At 40.0% G+C, this 18684-nt stretch carries 15 protein-coding genes and 2 pseudogenes; 8 read left to right on the top strand and 9 right to left on the bottom strand.

The window, feature by feature from the left end:
* Positions 1-456, top strand: coding sequence for a lipocalin-like domain-containing protein (locus GD631_RS11320; RefSeq protein WP_185911443.1), 456 nt, complete (start codon positions 1-3; stop codon positions 454-456).
* A 62-nt stretch (positions 457-518) separates the two neighbouring features.
* Here GD631_RS11320 and GD631_RS11315 read toward each other — a convergent pair whose 3' ends face one another.
* From GD631_RS11315 to GD631_RS11305, 3 genes and pseudogenes are all read right to left on the bottom strand, one after another.
* The gene (locus GD631_RS11315; protein WP_005821429.1) at positions 519-890 is read right to left on the bottom strand and encodes a DMT family protein; all 372 of its coding nucleotides are present in this window, start codon (positions 888-890) and stop codon (positions 519-521) included.
* A gap of 77 nt (positions 891-967) precedes the next feature.
* Positions 968-1129: pseudogene (locus GD631_RS11310) on the bottom strand (DMT family protein); the annotation flags it as partial.
* Positions 1130-1144: 15 nt separating this feature from the next.
* Positions 1145-1891, bottom strand: a complete 747-nt coding sequence (locus GD631_RS11305) for a PP-loop family protein (protein WP_143258408.1) — start codon at positions 1889-1891, stop codon at positions 1145-1147.
* A 183-nt stretch (positions 1892-2074) separates the two neighbouring features.
* Between GD631_RS11305 and GD631_RS11300 the strand changes: the two genes are divergently transcribed.
* The 4 genes from GD631_RS11300 (at position 2075) to GD631_RS11285 (ending at position 6045) form a co-directional block, all read left to right on the top strand.
* On the top strand, positions 2075-3496 hold the full coding sequence (locus GD631_RS11300) for a tetratricopeptide repeat protein (RefSeq protein WP_143258406.1): 1422 nt from the start codon (positions 2075-2077) through the stop codon (positions 3494-3496).
* Between the two features lie 16 nt (positions 3497-3512).
* Positions 3513-3983: an NfeD family protein gene (locus GD631_RS11295; RefSeq protein ID WP_143258402.1), complete on the top strand. Its 471-nt coding sequence runs from the start codon at positions 3513-3515 to the stop codon at positions 3981-3983.
* Between the two features lie 23 nt (positions 3984-4006).
* Positions 4007-5008 carry a flotillin-like protein FloA gene (gene floA / locus GD631_RS11290; RefSeq protein ID WP_143258399.1) on the top strand — a complete coding sequence of 334 codons (1002 nt, stop codon included), beginning with the start codon at positions 4007-4009 and terminating at the stop codon, positions 5006-5008.
* A gap of 158 nt (positions 5009-5166) precedes the next feature.
* On the top strand, positions 5167-6045 hold the full coding sequence (locus GD631_RS11285) for a nucleoside phosphorylase (RefSeq protein WP_143258397.1): 879 nt from the start codon (positions 5167-5169) through the stop codon (positions 6043-6045).
* A gap of 132 nt (positions 6046-6177) precedes the next feature.
* Here GD631_RS11285 and GD631_RS11280 read toward each other — a convergent pair whose 3' ends face one another.
* Positions 6178-6837, bottom strand: a complete 660-nt coding sequence (locus tag GD631_RS11280; protein ID WP_143258395.1) for an NAD(P)-dependent oxidoreductase — start codon at positions 6835-6837, stop codon at positions 6178-6180.
* A gap of 82 nt (positions 6838-6919) precedes the next feature.
* On the bottom strand, positions 6920-8827 hold the full coding sequence (locus GD631_RS11275; RefSeq protein WP_143258393.1) for a PAS domain-containing hybrid sensor histidine kinase/response regulator family protein: 1908 nt from the start codon (positions 8825-8827) through the stop codon (positions 6920-6922).
* 133 nt (positions 8828-8960) lie between these two features.
* Here GD631_RS11275 and mnmE point away from each other — a divergent pair, with 133 nt between their 5' ends.
* Positions 8961-10358 (top strand): tRNA uridine-5-carboxymethylaminomethyl(34) synthesis GTPase MnmE, encoded by a 1398-nt coding sequence (mnmE, locus tag GD631_RS11270; protein WP_143258389.1) that lies wholly within the window; start codon positions 8961-8963, stop codon positions 10356-10358.
* A 61-nt stretch (positions 10359-10419) separates the two neighbouring features.
* The gene (locus GD631_RS11265) at positions 10420-11223 is read left to right on the top strand and encodes a TrmH family RNA methyltransferase (protein ID WP_143258387.1); all 804 of its coding nucleotides are present in this window, start codon (positions 10420-10422) and stop codon (positions 11221-11223) included.
* Positions 11224-11276: 53 nt separating this feature from the next.
* Here the strand turns inward: GD631_RS11265 and GD631_RS11260 are convergent, their stop codons facing one another.
* Positions 11277-11753, bottom strand: a complete 477-nt coding sequence (locus GD631_RS11260; RefSeq protein WP_143258385.1) for an arsenate-mycothiol transferase ArsC — start codon at positions 11751-11753, stop codon at positions 11277-11279.
* A gap of 20 nt (positions 11754-11773) precedes the next feature.
* Entirely contained in the window at positions 11774-12814 is a 1041-nt protein-coding gene (locus GD631_RS11255) for an alcohol dehydrogenase (protein WP_143258382.1), read from the bottom strand.
* A gap of 172 nt (positions 12815-12986) precedes the next feature.
* On the opposite strand from GD631_RS11255, the pseudogene GD631_RS11250 reads away from it, so the two are divergent.
* Positions 12987-14854 (top strand): annotated as a pseudogene (locus tag GD631_RS11250) (AAA domain-containing protein); the annotation flags it as partial.
* 3 nt (positions 14855-14857) lie between these two features.
* On the opposite strand, the gene mcrC reads toward GD631_RS11250, so the two are convergent.
* Both mcrC and GD631_RS11240 read right to left on the bottom strand, forming a co-directional pair.
* Positions 14858-15904, bottom strand: a complete 1047-nt coding sequence (gene mcrC, locus GD631_RS11245) for a 5-methylcytosine-specific restriction endonuclease system specificity protein McrC (RefSeq protein WP_143258380.1) — start codon at positions 15902-15904, stop codon at positions 14858-14860.
* Positions 15901-18237: a DUF8426 domain-containing protein gene (locus tag GD631_RS11240; protein ID WP_143258377.1), complete on the bottom strand. Its 2337-nt coding sequence runs from the start codon at positions 18235-18237 to the stop codon at positions 15901-15903. The genes mcrC and GD631_RS11240 overlap by 4 nt, the downstream gene beginning before the upstream one ends.
* Positions 18238-18684: the final 447 nt, after the last annotated feature.

Below are 18684 nucleotides of genomic sequence, written 5' to 3'. Positions count from 1 at the left end.
ATGAAAACTTTAAGATTCTTAGGAATGACCTTGTTAATGGTCATGTTAGCTGCAAACTTTACAGCGTGCGGCGATGATGAAGATGAACAGACAATCATTGAACAAGCCAACCTTATAGGTAAATGGCAGTCCACTTGGGAGAAGATTCACAAAGTGGAGAATGGTAAAGAAGTAGTAACTTCTGACGAAGCATATACCAATGGTTTATGGGAGTTCAAAACTGACGGTACTTGCATAGAAAGCTATGTGGACGGTGGGCATATAGAAACAAGTCGCTGGTCTTTGAAAGATAATAAGCTGACTATCTCTTACGATGATGGTTATTCAGATGTCCTTACCGTCAATGAACTTACAGCTACCAAGTTAGTTCTCGCCTTTGAGGATTGGGACACAATGGAAGATGGCAGCGAAGAATTGGACGATATTACAACAACCACTTACAAGAAGATTGACTAATTACCAATCTACTTAAGACAGAGCAGCATTTGAGGAAACTCTTATGCTGCTCTTTTCTATAACTATTTCATAAATACAAAATAAACAGCCAATATCAAGCAAACGAAGGCAGCTATATGATTCCAGTGCAAAGCTTCACCTTTAAAGAATACAGTTGTAAAAACTGTGAATATAATAAGAGTTATTACTTCTTGAAGAACTTTCAACTGCATCAATGAAAATGGTCCTCCATTACCTACATATCCAATGCGATTCGCTGGAATTTGACAAGAATACTCAAAAAAAGCTATTGACCAACTAAAGGCTATTACACCTATCAAAGGAAGAGCAGCAAACCAAGAATATTCCTGCTTCATCTTTAAATGGCCATACCAAGCAAAAGTCATAAAGACATTTGATACTATAAGCAATAAAATTGTGTAGAGAGCTTTCATATTATTCTAATTCTACTATACATTATTATATATCAACGTAAAATGTTAAATTTCCAGTTGGGTTTTTCCGTTTTATTATACTCAAAAAAAGCGATTGCCCAACTAAACGTAATAACACCGATCAACGGAAGAGCTGCGAACCAGCCGTACTCCTGTTTCATCTTTAAATGACCGTACCAGGCAAATGTCATAAAGACATTGGATACGATCAGCAACAAAATGGTATAGAATCCTTTCATAACAATCTATTCAAATTAATCTATTTGATCTGGTAATAATTCTTCCTGTACATTGGTCATGCTTCCCCAAAGGCTGTAACGTGCCTCCGGATTCATCGCTTCCAGTTGTCGCAAAACTCCTTTCATGTCACTACGGCTGGACTGCGATTCATAAGGACAATTCTTCACTTGCTTCTGATAATGACGCAAAGCCGCCAATTCTATCAAATCGGCTTCGTGAACCAGACACATCGGACGAATAATTGTCATATCAAACTTCTTCATCACCAACCGGGGCGGCATTGTACCGAACGCCCCCTGATAAGTGATATTCATCAATAAAGTTTCCAAAATATCATCCATATGGTGACCGAGAGCGATTTTATTGCATCCGTGCTCCTTGGCAACAGTGAACAGGGCTTTCCGGCGGTTCCATGAACAAAGGAAACAAGGAGATTTGCGTGTATCGGTAGCAGGATCAAAAGCAGTCTCATACTGCACGAAGGGTACCCCATACGCCTCGCAGTGTGCTTTCAAATATTCCATATCGCTCTGATAAGGAATATTCTTCATCACTATATGAACGGCAACAACAGAAAAGCGAGGTTTATAGATACGCGCGCGTTTACCCAACAGCTCAACAAGCGCCAACGAATCTTTTCCTCCCGACAGTCCGATAAGGATTTTGTCTCCTTCTTCTATCAATCCATATTGCACCACCCCTTTGCTAAACCGCCGTTCAATGCGGCGAATGGTTTTCTCTTCTTCCGTAAATTGTGTCATATCTTTGAAAATCGGCTGCAAAAGTAAGCGAAAAGAATGATTTAAAGAAGAATTAACATAATAGAATCACTGAAAAAGGGTTTATTTCTAATAAATTTGTACTTTTGAACAATTGATAAATGGATTGGTGCCCGAAAGCAGCAATGTTTTCAATCCACCCGTCACTCATAAACGCTCAAAACGATGAAAGGAAAATATATTCTATTTTTAATTTGCAGCCTCTTCCTTTGCGAAGTATCTGCACAAACGCTGGAACAGGCACGCACCTTATTCACTAAAGGTGACTATGAAAAAGCCAAGCCTGTCTTCGAAAAGTATGCTAAATCACAACCGTCGAACGGGAACTATAATTATTGGTATGGCGTATGTTGCCTGAAAACCGGAGAAGCGGAAGAAGCTGTAAAACCTCTCGAGATAGCAGTGAAGAAACGTGTTACCGGCGGACAACTCTATCTGGGACAAGCATATAACGAGACTTATCGTTTCGAAGACGCTGTAAACTGTTTTGAGGAATATATCGCAGATTTAAGTAAACGCAGGAAATCGACGGAAGAAGCGGAAAAGCTTCTGGAAAAGAGCAAATCCGACCTTCGAATGTTGAAGGGAGTGGAAGATGTATGCATCGTTGACAGCTTCGTCGTAGACAAGGCGACTTTCCTCCAGGCATACAAGATTAGTGAAGAATCTGGTAAGTTGTTTACCTTCAATGATTTTTTCAAAACAGAAGGAGATCATCCGGGAACTGTTTACGAGACAGAAATCGGAAATAAAATCTATTATAGCGAAAAGGGTGAAAAGGGATATCTTGACATCTTCTCAAAAAACAAGTTGCTGAATGAATGGAGTGACGGACGCCCGTTACCGGGCAGTATCAACGCTTCCGGAAACGCGAATTATCCGTTTGTTCTATCGGACGGAGTCACCGTTTACTATGCCAGCGATGGCGAAGGACTGGGAGGCTATGATATCTTTGTCACCCGTTACAACACGAATACCGACACTTATCTTGTTCCGGACAATGTAGGTATGCCGTTTAATTCGCCGTACAATGATTATATGTATGTCATTGACGAATACAACAACCTCGGATGGTTTGCTTCCGACCGTTTCCAGCCCGAAGGAAAGGTATGTATTTATGTATTCATTCCTAATACTTCCAAGCAGACTTATAATTATGAGGCAATGGAACAGCAACAGATTATTCGTCTGGCACAGATTCATTCACTGAAAGAAACCTGGAAAGACAAACAAGCTGTTACCGAAGCATTGCAACGTTTGGAAGCTGCCATCAGTCATAAGCCTAAAGAACGTCGTGCGATGGACTTTGAGTTTGTCATTGACGATCATACGACTTACTATCTGATGAGCGATTTTAAATCCGCAAAAGCAAAATCACTTTTCCAGCGTTACCAGCAGATGGAGAAAGACTATTATCAACAAGAAGAAAAACTGAATAGCCTGCGTCAACAATATGCCGGTGCCAACCAACAAGGAAAAGAAAAAATGGCTCCTGCCATCCTCGACCTCGAAAAGCGGGTATTGCAAATGTCCGAAGAACTGGATACTCTTGAAGTGAATGTACGTAATGCAGAAAAAACAAAATAAATAATAACTCCGAACTATGGATATACTCATTATCACCATTCTCATTATTGCCGCAGTCATACTGTTTCTGGTAGAACTGTTCGTCATCCCGGGCATTAGCCTGGCCGGAATTTCTGCATTGGTTTGCATCCTTTATGCCAACTACTATGCGTTTGCCAATTTAGGTATGGCAGGAGGATTTATCACTCTTGGTATATCAGCGATTGCCTGCATCGGATCACTGGTTTGGTTCATGCGGTCGAAGATGCTGGACAAACTGGCATTGAAAAAGGATATTGATTCGAAAGTAGACCGTAGCGCAGAAGACAGCATTAAAGTGGGTGATACGGGAATCAGTACTACACGTCTGGCGCAAATCGGTTATGCTGAGATAAACGGAAAAATTGTGGAAGTAAAGTCTATGGATGGCTTCCTCAATGAGAAGACACCGATTATCGTAAACCGTATTACCGATGGTACAATCATGGTTGAAAGACACCTCAAATAATATTCACTTAATACAAATTATCAATGGAAACATCTCTGTACTTACCTATCCTTCTGATTGTTGGAGGTATTATTTTCCTAATACTATTTTTCCATTATGTGCCGTTCTTCTTATGGTTGTCGGCCAAAGTATCAGGTGTCAACATCTCGTTGATACAGCTATTCCTGATGCGTATACGTAATGTTCCGCCTTATATCATCGTGCCGGGAATGATCGAGGCTCACAAAGCCGGATTAAAAAACATTACCCGTGACGAACTGGAAGCCCATTATCTGGCGGGAGGACATGTGGAAAAAGTAGTCCACGCCTTAGTATCTGCATCAAAGGCGAATATCGAATTATCGTTTCAAATGGCAACTGCTATCGACCTTGCAGGACGTGATGTATTTGAAGCTGTACAGATGTCGGTAAATCCTAAAGTGATTGACACTCCTCCTGTTACGGCTGTTGCCAAAGATGGTATTCAGTTGATAGCCAAAGCCAGAGTAACAGTACGTGCCAGCATCAAACAGCTGGTCGGTGGTGCAGGTGAAGATACGATTCTCGCCCGTGTAGGCGAAGGTATCGTTTCGTCTATCGGTTCGTCTGAAAACCATAAATCGGTACTTGAGAATCCGGATTCAATCTCTAAACTTGTACTTCGTAAAGGTTTGGACGCAGGAACGGCTTTCGAGATCTTGTCTATTGATATTGCGGACATCGATATAGGTAAAAACATCGGTGCGGCTCTGCAAATCGATCAGGCTAACGCAGATAAGAACATCGCACAGGCAAAAGCCGAAGAGCGCCGTGCTATGGCAGTTGCTTCCGAACAGGAAATGAAAGCAAAAGCACAGGAAGCCCGTGCCAAAGTGATCGAAGCAGAAGCTGAAGTTCCTAAAGCGATGGCTGAAGCTTTCCGCAGCGGCAACTTAGGTATCATGGATTATTATCGTATGAAAAATATTGAAGCTGATACCTCCATGCGTGAGAATATCGCCAAGCCGACAACAGGCAACACAGGCAATCAGCCGTTGAGCAAATAATCGTTCACAAACGCCGGAATCCGATTTCATTTCAGTATTAAGACACACTCCCCTTTTCTAAAGAAAAAAGATAGTGGCTTCTTCTGAACTTAACTCTGGTTCCGGCGTTTCTATTTATAGATACAAATCCTATTATAAAACTAAAACCCTTCAATAACATGAAAAAGTACTTTCCATCCTCTGAATTGATTATCAATGAAGACGGTTCAGTATTCCATCTTCACGTAAAGCCCGAATGGTTGGCAGACAAAGTAATTCTGGTAGGTGACCCCGGACGTGTAGCACTCGTAGCTTCTCATTTCGAAAACAAAGAATGTGAAGTGGAAAGCCGCGAATTCAAAACCATTACGGGTACTTATAAAGGTAAACGGATTACAGTGGTTTCTACAGGAATCGGTTGCGACAACATCGATATCGTAATGAATGAACTGGACGCGCTCGCCAATATCGATTTTAATACCCGTGAAGAAAAGGATCAGTTCCGCCAACTGGAATTAGTACGTATCGGCACATGTGGCGGCTTACAGCCCAACACTCCTGTCGGAACATTTGTGTGTTCGCAAAAATCTATCGGATTCGACGGATTGTTGAATTTCTATGCCGGACGAAATGCTGTATGCGACTTACCTTTTGAACGTGCATTCCTCAATCACATGGGTTGGTCGGGAAATATGTGCGCGCCTGCTCCTTATGTTATTGATGCCAGCGAAGAACTGATTGACCGGATTGCCAAAGATGACATGGTACGTGGAGTAACAATCGCCGCCGGAGGTTTCTTTGGTCCGCAGGGACGTGAACTTCGTGTTCCATTGGCAGACCCGAAACAGAATGATAAAATTGAAGCTTTCGAATATAAAGGCTACAAGATAACCAACTTCGAAATGGAAAGTTCGGCTTTGGCAGGACTTAGCCGGTTGATGGGGCACAAGGCAATGACCGTCTGCATGGTGATAGCCAACCGACTTATTAAAGAGGCCAATACAGGATATAAAAATACAATTGATACACTGATTAAGACTGTACTTGACAGAATATAGAAGTACGCTCTTCTAAAAGAATAAAATTATAATCGTTAGAATAGAATAATGGCTTGAATCTTACATTTGCAATGTATGGATTCAAGCCATTATTTTATCATTCAGGCTCTACTTTAGCTTTTAGCTTTTTTATCAATAACCAATCGTAAATCTCTCCTGATGATGTTTCGGATACTCCAATTCATCAATCATTGCGGCAGCATAATCTTCGACAGAGATATGGCTGTTTCCTACGATGTCTACAATCATATCATCTTTTCCCAACCGGTAACGTCCTGTACGTACTCCCGGACGCATATCCGCTGCCGGAGAGAAGAACACCCAGTCTATTTCTTTCTCTTTCTTCAAGAAGTTCAGATAAAACTCTCCTAAGGCTTTCACTCCCGGCAATATATTTTCGGGCACCTCGCCGGAATCCATCAAACGCAAGCCCGGAGCGATAAACAAAGAACCGGCACCGCCAACCATCAGAAAACGATTGATACCAGCCTTCTTCACTCCATCAATAATAGTCAGATAAACTTTAATGGTTTCATCGTATATATCAGGATTATTCCATCCCGGATTAAACGCACTAATAACGGCATCTGCACCTTTACAAACGTCGGCCACTTCATCAAGCACAGCTACATCGGCTTTCACCACTTTCAGATTTTCATTCTCTATCTTTATCTTTTCCGGATGACGAACCACTGCTGTAACTTCGAAACCACGATTCAAAGCCTCGTTCAGAAGAGCGGAACCTACAAAGCCGCTTGCTCCGATAAGGACTATCCTTTTTACTTTCTCCATATTCAAATTTATTATAATGTTACTACTATTGTAATAGTAACACTACAATATACAGAATGTTGGTTCTCTTTTAGAAAATTAATTATCCGATGTAAGATTCTATCGTCTCTCTTAGCCTCTCCAAAGAATAGGGTTTTGAAATAACGGCGTTACATCCCGCTTGAATGGCCTGCTGCTGTTCGGTATAGAAAGCATACGCAGTCACTGCAATAATAGGCACGGTCAGAGAGATCGTACGAATCTTTTCAGTAGCTTGAATACCGTCCATCACCGGCATACGAATATCCATCAGAATCAAATCCGGACTTTCACGGATGAAACTATTGATAGCCTCCTGTCCATTGCGTACCCATGAGATAATATATTCTTTATTCAGAAGAATGTTCAGTTGAGCAAAGTTCGACTCTATATCTTCCACTACCAATATCTTTTTACGTTTATCTGCTTCAACATCCTTTTTATGCGGAAGTCTTCTTTCAACAACTTCTTTCGGTATTTCCTGATAAGGCAAATAGAGTGCAAACGTACTCCCCTGCCCCAATTCAGAAGTTACCTCAATGCGTCCACCCAGACGTTCTACGATACTTTTACAGATTGAGAGTCCCAGCCCGGTACCTTGCACGAAGTCATCCAGCTTCTCAAAACGGGTGAAAATCTGCGGGAGCTTCTCTTTGGATATTCCACAACCTGTATCGCTGACAAATAGTTTCAGCCAGGGGCCTTCATGTTTCAGCCCTAATGTAATAGTTCCCTTTTCCGTATTTTTAATGGCATTTGACAGGAAGTTGAACAAGACCTGCATCACCCGGTTTCGGTCGGTAGAGGTCCAGAATTCTCCTTCCGGACGAATCACATTCAACTCTACGCTCGACTTCATCTTCAGCTGGTGCACTTTCTCCACTTCTTCCACCAATCCTACAATCTCTACCTGCTGGAAATGCATCTCCGACTTTCCGGATTCAATACGGGACAAGTCCAAGATATCATTGATTAACTGTAACAACAAGTTACTGTTTCTCTGAATAATTTCCAGATACTCCATTTTCTCTTCTTCACTCTCTGTCACCGCGATAATCTCCGAGAAACCAACAATAGCATTCAACGGAGTACGAATCTCATGGCTCATATTTGCCAGAAAGACAGACTTCATCTTATCGGCATCTTCCGCACGACGTTTAGCTTCGATCAATTCCTGCGAACGCTGAATCCGGTCTCCAATATCATGTATCAGTGCAAGTACCCTGTTTCCTTCGAAGGGGGCGATACGTGCCTGAAAATAATGCAGACTTCCATCCACTTCAAGCGGATATTCTATCTCCTTCAACTTACCGTCATGCAAACATTCCCGAATGTTACAAAGAAACAGGTCACTGACCTCCGGTGAATAAATAGATCGTCCATCCGCTCCACGCAACACTTCCACAGGATGAAGCAAAATCGTCCCCGGCGCCATCAGGACATCGGTAATGAAGAAGTTATCATCAAAGATAAAAATGAATTCCGGCAGTGCTTCAATAATTTTACGGTTGTATTCTTCCAGATATTTGATATGTTGCTCCTTTTCGCACTGTGAAGTGACGTTCACCGTATATACCAGCAGTTTGCCCGGATGACTTTTGCAACTCTCTTTGTAAGACAGAAAATGATCTTCCAGCCAAATCACTTTCCCTTGTTCGCCCATACAACGAACTCTTATTTGTGAGGTTTTAGAGTCTGATGAAAGCATTTCTGCAAAGGCTTGTTTATAGGATTCGGCATCTTCCGGATGAATAAACCGATAGAAATCATCGATGTCCTCAAAAATGATTCCGGTATCCTTCAATCCGAGTGTAGAAAAATAATCGTCTGAAAAGGAGCATTTGCCCGTAATGATATCATACTCCCACAAAGCTATTTGATGAGCTGCAAGTACAGAAAGTATTTCCTGATAATTTTCCCGTATGAGTTCGCTTTTCTCATTCGGAGAATATAAATTGATCGCTGGTTCCATAGCATTATTGTTTTATTTTGTTTGGTGTACCACTGCACGGCAGCAAATATAAACAAATAAAGCACAAGTTGTGCTCAATTTTCTATTTTTTACTTAGAAACAATTATCTTTGCTCATCCAAAAAGAAAAAACAATGAATCAAGATACAATCTGCGCTATCGCTACCGCCCAGGGCGGTGCTATCGGAAGCATCCGCGTTTCCGGACCGGAAGCTATTTCTATCACCGGCAGCATATTCAAGCCCGCCAAGACTGGCAAATTATTGAGTGAGCAAAAACCATATACTTTGACATTCGGACGTATTTATGACGGAGACGAGATTATTGACGAAGTGCTCGTCAGTCTTTTCCGTGCTCCTCATTCATACACGGGAGAAGAGAGTACGGAAATCACGTGTCACGGTTCTTCTTACATTCTTCAACAGGTGATGCAGTTGCTTATCAAAAACGGCTGCCGCATGGCCCAACCGGGAGAGTATACGCAACGCGCTTTCCTTAACGGAAAGATGGATTTAAGTCAGGCAGAGGCTGTGGCGGACTTGATCGCGTCTTCATCTGCTGCCACTCATCGTTTGGCTATGAGCCAGATGCGAGGTGGTTTCAGCAAGGAACTGACGGAATTACGTAACAAATTGCTGAATTTCACCTCTATGATCGAACTGGAGTTGGACTTCAGCGAAGAGGATGTTGAATTTGCCGATCGTTCGGCATTAAAGAAACTGGCAGATGAAATTGAACAGGTCATTTCGCGGTTGGCTCATTCTTTTAGTGTTGGTAATGCTATTAAGAACGGTGTCCCTGTAGCTATTATCGGTGAAACGAATGCCGGAAAATCGACTTTATTGAATGTATTATTAAATGAAGATAAGGCGATTGTCAGTGATATCCACGGGACAACGCGTGATGTGATCGAAGATACTATCAACATCGGAGGAATCACTTTCCGGTTCATTGATACTGCCGGAATCCGGGAAACCAATGATACGATCGAAAGTCTCGGTATCGAACGTACTTTCCAAAAGTTAGATCAGGCAGAGATTGTTCTTTGGATGGTAGATGCTGTGAATGCTGCCTCTCAAATCGAACAGTTATCAGAGAAGATCATTCCGCGTTGTGAAGGAAAGCATTTGATTGTTGTGTTCAATAAGGCTGATTTGATCGAAGACAAGCAAAAAGAGAATTTACAGTCTCTATTAAAAGACTTTCCTAAAGAGTCTACGGAATGTATTTTTATCTCGGCCAAACAACGGGAAAATACAAGTGAGCTACAAAAAATGCTTATTGATGCAGCACATTTACCAACAGTAACACAAAATGATATTATTGTGACAAATGTAAGACATTATGAGGCTTTAAACAAAGCTTTGGAAGCTATTCATAGAGTACAGAGTGGGCTTGATTCACAAATTTCCGGAGATTTTCTTTCGCAAGACATACGGGAATGCATCTTCTTCATTTCAGACATAGCTGGCGAGGTTACGAATGATATGGTGCTTCAGAATATCTTTCAACATTTTTGCATCGGGAAGTAAAAAGTAGATGCAATCATTGGTATAATTTGATATAATAAAGTAGATAGTTGTAAGAAATCCTATGCCCATTATAGAAATACATTCCTTAACTGATCCCAGAATAGAAATATTCAGTACTCTCACTGAAGCTCAATTACGTAATCGTATCGAGTCTGACAAGGGGCTGTTTATTGCAGAAAGTCCGAAAGTTATTAATGTAGCTCTAAATGCCGGTTATGCACCTTTAGCTCTTTTATGCGAGCAGAAGCATATCACTGGTGATGCTGCTGATATCATTGAACGTTGTGGGGATATACCTGTCTATACGGGTGCAAGAGAACTGCTTGCCACATTGACCGGATATACACTCACACGCGGCGTCCTCTGTGCCATGCACCGCCCGACACCGAAAAGTGTAGAAGAAATATGTAGAGGCGCACGGCGTATCGCAGTCATTGAAGGTGTGGTAGACACTACCAACATTGGAGCTATTTTCCGTTCTGCAGCCGCTCTTGGGATAGATGCCATATTACTGACACGCAATTCTTGCGACCCGTTGAACCGACGTGCAGTCAGAGTTTCAATGGGATCTGTTTTCCTGATACCATGGGCTTGGTTGAATGGTTCTCCCAATGAATTGCATAAACTGGGATTCCGCACAGTCGCTATGGCACTTACAGAAAAATCAATCTCTATTGATAGTCCCATCTTAGCGACCGAACCCAAGTTAGCCATTGTGATGGGAACCGAAGGTGACGGTCTTCGAAACGAAACAATTACCGAGGCAGACTATGTGGTTCGCATCCCTATGGCAAACGGAGTAGATTCACTCAATGTAGCTGCCGCATCCGCTATCGCTTTCTGGCAACTTCGTGTTAAAGATTAATCAACTCTGCCATCATCACCGGACGAGGCACATATATGATTCTATTCATATTCCTACTCGCACCTACAATATGTATTCGCCCCACAAGAACAGCGAGGCAAGAGTTTCTCCATTAATTCACTCCGAAAAAACTCGTACAGTTCTTTATGCATAGCGTTATATAGTGCCACCACCCGTTCTTCCTGTTCATCTTCGGCATGAATACCTCCCCGAAAAGGATCTGCAAAATCAAAAGAAACATATTTTCTCACTACCCCCTGCATTTCCTTTTGCACTTCTTCCGCTTCCGGGCAAAGGGTAATGACATAATCCCATGTCTGTTGGGCATACGTCGCAACATCACAAGGCTTTCTACGTGAAAAGTCATATCCATTCTGTTCCATCACCTGGCAAACAACATCCGGGACAGAATTTCCAACCAAAACACCGGCAGTACTAATCTTCATCCCTCTACCGAACGAGTTTAAAATTTCCTGCGCCATACGACTGCGGCACGTATCACTATTGCTCACTATCAGTATATTCTTCATATGTGACTTCTATTTAATTTTCATTTATTTCCTGATATAGCTACTTTAATAACCCCATCCAACTTGTTTTCAAAGACACGATAAGCCTCCTCAATCTCATTCAACGGAAATCGATGTGTAATAAGAGAAGTAGTATCAATTTCCCCTTCCTCAATCAGGTTGAGAATCTCGGCACAATCACAACCATCCACTCCCCCTGTTTTAAAGATCAGATTCTTTCCATACATATCAGGTAAAGGAAGAAGTTGCGGCTGGTCATAGAGGGCTACTATGGTGACAACAGCATTAGGACGAGCACAAGCCCATGCCAAATGGAAAGAATCATCACTCCCCGCTACTTCCAAAACAACATCTGCGCCACCATGGTCACTGTTTTGAATCACAAAATCCTTGCAGTTTTCAGGCTCCGTTACTAACACATCAGGATAATGCTCGCAAACAAAGCGAATTCTTTCAGGAGACTTTTCACAGACAATAATACGTTTAGGGTGCTTCAACATCACACATAACAAAGTACAAACTCCGGTAGGTCCGGCACCGATAATCAGAACAGTATCCTCCTCGGTAATCTCCGAGATACGTGCTGCCCAAAAGCCTGTCGCAAGCACATCACCAACAAACAAGGCTTGCTCATCACTCACAGTATCAGGAATACGGTTCAAACCTTGATCTGCATAAGGGACTCTGACATACTCCGCCTGTCCGCCGTCAATTCGACATCCTAAAGCCCAACCACCATTGGGATCAGTACAGTTGTTCACATATCCATGCTTACAGAAAAAACACTCACCGCAGAAAGTTTCAACATTCACAGTCACCCTGTCACCAGGCTTCACCGAAGTGACATTAGGTCCCACTTGTTCTACCACACCTACCATTTCATGCCCGACAGTTATTCCGGGTACAGCACGCGGCACACTACCATGTTTAATATGAAGATCACTCGTACAAATACTACCAAGTGTCACACGTACGATTGCATCCCGTGAATCCTTTATTTCCGGTCTCGCTTTCTCCTGCAACTCAAACTTTCCGTGTTCAATATATGTGTATGCAAGCATAATATCCTCCTTGTTCATTAATATATACCTTGCAAAGATAATGATTTCATTGGCAAAACAAATCTCTTTTATCACGTTCGAAGCTCTCAAACCGAATCCACTCTATATTTAGAACGATGCAAAAACTGAATAAAGTCATTACATTTTTTTCTACTTCAGTTTTGATATTCTGGAAAATATTCTTACTTTTATATCCAATATCTTTGTACGTGGTAAGACTGTTCAGGTAGTATCTAATAATAACTCCGCCATCGTCAATGTACTTGAGAAGTTATCCAAAAAGAATTTACTCTCCAACAACGGAAAAGTTCCAGCTCGGCAGACCTTCTGAATTTATGGAATGAATGTCAGCAATTTGCAGAAAAAGAACAATCATCAAGTCTTCAGGGAATAGCAGCTTTTATTCAACGGTTGAAATGGTTATTATTTAAATTCAGAAGCAAAGCGATTTGTAAAATCCCCGATAAAGGTTTCTATAAACGGGAGATGAGTTTGATTATCGCCGACTTCCAAATCTTATTCTACCAAACAAAGTATGCAGAACTGGAAGTCGAGATAGACACATTAGAAAAGGAACTTGCCAACAAAGATGCAACAGAAATGGCTAGACAAATGGCCGACGCATCAATGAAATATCTAAAGAATCAGTTATTTCATACCTATGGCAATAATCATAACAAGCCAATCTTTACGCTCCCTGATCTAAGAAATAATTGGCGAGAGGTACAGAAAGAATATCCTATCATATTAAGTACTACCTTCTCATCATTAAGCTGTCTGCAACGAGATGCCGTATATGATTATATCATTATGGACGAAGCGTCACAGGTTTCCGTTGAAACCGGAGCTTTAGCCTTGTCATGTGCTAAAAATGCAATCATTGTCGGCGACACCATGCAACTTCCCAATGTGGTCACCGAAGAAGATAAGGAAAAACTAAACTTTATCGCTAATGCCTGCCTGATTAAGCCGGAATATGATTGTGCCAATATGAGTTTTCTGCAATCCGTCTGCAAAGTTATTCCGAATGTACCGCAGACCTTGTTACGGGAACATTATCGATGCCATCCCCGAATCATCAACTTCTGTAATCAGAAATTTTATGGTGGAGATCTTGTCATCATGACACGTGATAAAGGAGAAGAGGATGTCATTTGTGCCATACGGACAGCCAAAGGTAACCACTCCCGCAGCCACATGAATCAACGGGAAATAGATGTTATCAAAGAGGAAGTACTACCGAATCTATCTTATGAAACAGATGAAATTGGCGTCATAGCTCCATATAACAAACAAGTAGATGCAGTAAAATCCGCGCTTGAAGAGGATATTGATGTTGCAACAGTCCATAAATTTCAGGGAAGAGAAAAGGATGCTATCATTATGACCACTGTCGACGATGTCATCACTTCCTTTTCCGACGATCCCAACCTACTCAATGTTGCTGTTTCGCGGGCTAAATCACAATTCTATTTAGTCGTATCGGGAAACGAACAACCCAAAGACTGCAATATCAGCGATTTGATCGCTTATATCGAATATAACAATGGCACTGTTTCCACCAGTAAGATTCATTCTATATTCGATTATCTATATGAGCAATATACAGATGCACGAATTGCCTATTTGAAGAAACACAAGAAAATATCCGAGTACGATTCCGAGAATCTTACATTCGCCTTACTTGAAGATATTCTGAAGGAGAATATCAATATGCGTCATTTAAATATCATTTGCCATTTACCACTCTATATGTTGATTCAGGATTATTCTCTATTGAATGAGGAGGAAAGCAAATATGCTGCAAATATAAACACTCATATTGATTTTCTGATTTATAATCGTGTGAGTAAACAACCGGTACTGGCTATTGAAACAGATGGTTATACATCCCATAAATCGGGGACAAGTCAGTCTGAACGTGATATTAAAAAGGATCGTATTTTAGAGTTGTACGGAATTCCGTTGGTGAGATTGTCTACTATCGGTAGTAATGAGAAGAAAATTATATTAGACAAATTAAAAGAAATATTATACTAATAGCTACAGACTATGTTCTAGAAATACATCCAACTGTTTTTTAATATTCTCAAAATCCTGATTCAGATCAAGTGTCCGGTAATATATGATATTCCCATCCCTAAATGTCGTCTGCCCATCAGGTGTTATATCTTCTTCTGTCTTGACATACAGTAACATTCCATCCACGTTCCCAGTATGATTAACATCATAATTCATTACATAAGAATGGATCTGATACAGGTTATTAGAATGAATAGTTCTCTTGTCAAATTGGCATTGCATTGATTTACTATAATATTTGGTATCAATAATCAATGTTCTCTCTTTAAATGTCAGCGTTATATCCGTCCGCATTATAGGAAGAATACTGGAAGTAGACTGTTCTTTATCAATATTCCAGTCTATTTGGGTAGCCTTTGCTTTTAATTCCGGATAATGCTTTCTATAATACTCCAAAACAAACTTCTCATAAAGCCTGCACATATGCTCATCGGAGAAATCCCTCATTTTATACGTACCCCTTTCCGTAGTCATCAACATACCGTCGAGAATGAAATAACAAACATATAGAAGCATTTGATAAGTCTTGCAATTTCTATCAAAGCGCATAGTAGTCCAGTTTATCGTCAAGATGTCAATAACTTCTACATTTCTAAAGAAAAGCATAAGACGCTTCAACGAAGCTTTTCTGTCCGATTTGACATTCGGATGTTTCAGCAAGAATTGAACAGTCGTCTTTAATATCTGATTAAACTTGTTATTCTCCGATAATTCATCATACTCACAATCTATTTTCTGTTGTTTTCGCATCAAATTATTGATAGTACCATTTATATCAAGCTTACCCTTCAACGTAGATAATGAGCCATGACAAGAAATATATTCTTTATGTAACCCCTGCTTAAGTTGATACGAAATACCACGAACAAGTATTTCAGAAAATAAATCATGAATCTCGTCAAATTTTTCACCTGCTATTTCTTCATAGTTGTTCTGCTTAAGCTCTTGAAAAGCATAAGTCAACATATAATAGATATTGCGAATGAGTATACCTTTGTCTATTGTCATTTTATCAGGCTCAATAATTTGTCTGTTTCTTCTTTGAATTTCTTATCATTGTCAAACCAATATTCGCGTAACATAGGGGCAATATCATATTCAATCACATTTCCAAGCCACATATTATCAATAGATTCCTGATTACAGAAATAACTATGACCGATACAAAAACCTTTTCCCAGTGAATCATCTTTAGCAATCTCAACATTCAGAGCTTTGATGGCATCAATCACCCTATTAAAGGCGTCACAATCAAGATTCTCCTGATACTTTTTGAAACCATCCGAATCAAATCCCGGCACCATGTCAAAGAAACTGAACCGACGACGTAATGCGTAGTCAATCATAGCTAGGCTACGGTCTGCCGTATTCATCAGACCTATGATATAAAGATTCTCCGGGACAGAAAAATACTCATCATTATATGCAAGACGGATTTGATGTTTTTCGCCCCGATAATCGTTTTCAATAAGCATCAGTAACTCACCAAAAATCTTACTCATATTTCCTCTATTAATTTCATCAATAATAAAGAAATACTTCTCATCCGGATCTCTTTGGGCTTTCTGGCAAAAATTATAGAATACCCCTCGTCTAAGCTCAAAACCACCATCTTCTTTTGGCTTATACCCCATCACAAAATCTTCATAGGAATAATTCTGATGAAATTGAATGAACTCTATTTTAGTTCTATCTTCTTCTCCTATAATAGAATAAGCTAAGCGTTTTGCCGAATACGTTTTACCAACACCCGGAGCGCCTTGTAATATGATATTTTTCTTTGCCAACAATAGGCTTCTCAACTTATTATACTCTTCTGATTTTATAAATACATTATCCAAAAAATTTGTTTCGGAATATTGAGGATTATGCATAGGATTTCCGCCACGTATTAATTTCATCAATATGTTATACTCGTCTTTTGTCAGTTTGAAAAACGAGCCGTTCTTATTCTTCAGGAATTCCATACCACTTAATTCCGGTATATCCTTTATAACTGAATAATCAACAGGATTCAATAAGCTTTCAGTCTTTTTGAAATATATTTTTTGTCCATCGGCAGATTTGGCTATTTCTGCAATAGCTACCACCTGTTTAACAGGAGTAGCTTCATAGCCAATAACGATGTCTCCTTCTTTTGCATCAATAAAATTTTGGAATACCCTTCGTTGGTTTCCACTATCATTATAAAGAGTATAGTCTTGTATTTCCCCAACCAGAGCTTTCGAAAAGCTCCATATTTTAGGACTAGCCACAAGCCACCAATATTGCTTTTGCGATTTATCCTCAAACAGCTTCTCCAAAGATTTCACATAATCCGGCTGCTTGGTTATATCGGTCAAAGTTTTTTGGACATTCTTACCTACTGTCTCCCATTCTCCGACATTCGTCCATTGCATTTTACGAACATGCTTAAAATCAGAGAAAGAATCATCAAAAGTATAGTCACTTTTCACAATACCACGCCCTATTATTTGATTCTGTCCCTTTTTGACTATAACAATATCACCCACTTGCATCTCATAAGCAAACTCCCATAATGCCAAACTATCATTTTTAAACGAGGATCCCGGCTTGCCATATATATCCTGCAATTTAGTTGCCATTTCTTTCTTAGAAGAGTATTCCAAAAGGTTACCCATATCATCCCAACCAATACACATTATGTTTTGAGATAAACACACATCCCACTTAGATGCATTTTCTCCCGGAGCGTATAACCAAATCTTATGTTCCATATTTGAACTATCTAATTCATTTACAATATTTAGTAACTCCTCATAAAAATCGAAAAGGTCTTTTTCGCCTTTCTGTTCTATCAGGAACCTTTGCAAATCAGAAATTTTAGTTTTATTTGTGACAGACATTCCAAAATAACTAGCCAACTTAACCAACATATCACGCTTATATACTGGTATTAGAGTCTCATCTGAATATAAGAATGCTATTTTCCATTTGTAAGCATCGCCTAACTCATCTATTTTCTCTATTGCTTCCAATTCACCTTTGCCTGCATGTTCTGCTATTTTAAATATAGTGCTTCTGACAATAGCAAAAGCTTCATCAGCAGTCTGTTTATCATATTTGTTATACCAAGCATACTTATCATTGCTAACAATACGAGAATCATTCTTATTGGGTTTGTTTCTATATTCATAAATACCAAACTTATAAGAAGAGCCACCCCAAATAGAACCTAAATCATATGTTTTAGATTCAACCCAATAACAAAACGAATTCTGTCTTTCGAGATTTGTATATTGTGTAAGTGTCATTTCTACAAGATGCTCTTTCGGAAAAGCAGCTTGAAAATCTTGATATATCTGTCTTCTGTCAATCATACCCAAATAGTATTAGTACTTTTCTTCATTAATTCACCTTCCAATGCCTTATTTTATCATGTCCAATTCTTTCAACAATGTAATCAAAATCACCCTACAACAGAACAAACACCTTTATAAAAACAATTACTTTTCAGCAAACCTTCCTCGACTGCTATAGCAGATACTTCAGGAGAATAATGATTTCTATCAACTACCTCCCAACCCGCATCATTAAGCATACGGTCAATTATATTCGAGCCTTTTCTTCCGGTTTCATGTGTGTGTCTTTTTTGTAACGTTCGACAAGGCTATATTATCGCAAATTGCAAAAATAGGTAAAAATATAGGATATGAGAAAGAAATGGAGATTTTTTGATACATCACAACACAATTTCTCTATAAAAGATTCTTTGCATATCAATAATATTTGTCCAAACACTTCCCATTCCCAAAATAAAGCCCTAC

It is taken from the genome of Bacteroides luhongzhouii, assembly GCF_009193295.2.
GTDB lineage: Bacteria > Bacteroidota > Bacteroidia > Bacteroidales > Bacteroidaceae > Bacteroides > Bacteroides luhongzhouii.
Note: the sequence above shows the minus strand (reverse complement) of the source record. Positions and strands in the feature narration are given on the sequence as shown.

Coding starts and splice junctions, on each gene's coding strand:
- GD631_RS11265 (WP_143258387.1), top strand. CDS start 10,420: ATGCCCATTATAGAAATACATTCCTTAACTGATCCCAGAATAGAAATA.
- GD631_RS11305 (WP_143258408.1), bottom strand. CDS start 1,891: ATGACACAATTTACGGAAGAAGAGAAAACCATTCGCCGCATTGAACGG.
- mnmE (WP_143258389.1), top strand. CDS start 8,961: ATGAATCAAGATACAATCTGCGCTATCGCTACCGCCCAGGGCGGTGCT.
- GD631_RS11315 (WP_005821429.1), bottom strand. CDS start 890: ATGAAAGCTCTCTACACAATTTTATTGCTTATAGTATCAAATGTCTTT.
- GD631_RS11240 (WP_143258377.1), bottom strand. CDS start 18,237: ATGATTGACAGAAGACAGATATATCAAGATTTTCAAGCTGCTTTTCCG.
- GD631_RS11275 (WP_143258393.1), bottom strand. CDS start 8,827: ATGGAACCAGCGATCAATTTATATTCTCCGAATGAGAAAAGCGAACTC.
- GD631_RS11255 (WP_143258382.1), bottom strand. CDS start 12,814: ATGCTTGCATACACATATATTGAACACGGAAAGTTTGAGTTGCAGGAG.
- floA (WP_143258399.1), top strand. CDS start 4,007: ATGGAAACATCTCTGTACTTACCTATCCTTCTGATTGTTGGAGGTATT.
- mcrC (WP_143258380.1), bottom strand. CDS start 15,904: ATGACAATAGACAAAGGTATACTCATTCGCAATATCTATTATATGTTG.
- GD631_RS11260 (WP_143258385.1), bottom strand. CDS start 11,753: ATGAAGAATATACTGATAGTGAGCAATAGTGATACGTGCCGCAGTCGT.
- GD631_RS11280 (WP_143258395.1), bottom strand. CDS start 6,837: ATGGAGAAAGTAAAAAGGATAGTCCTTATCGGAGCAAGCGGCTTTGTA.
- GD631_RS11300 (WP_143258406.1), top strand. CDS start 2,075: ATGAAAGGAAAATATATTCTATTTTTAATTTGCAGCCTCTTCCTTTGC.
- GD631_RS11285 (WP_143258397.1), top strand. CDS start 5,167: ATGAAAAAGTACTTTCCATCCTCTGAATTGATTATCAATGAAGACGGT.
- GD631_RS11320 (WP_185911443.1), top strand. CDS start 1: ATGAAAACTTTAAGATTCTTAGGAATGACCTTGTTAATGGTCATGTTA.
- GD631_RS11295 (WP_143258402.1), top strand. CDS start 3,513: ATGGATATACTCATTATCACCATTCTCATTATTGCCGCAGTCATACTG.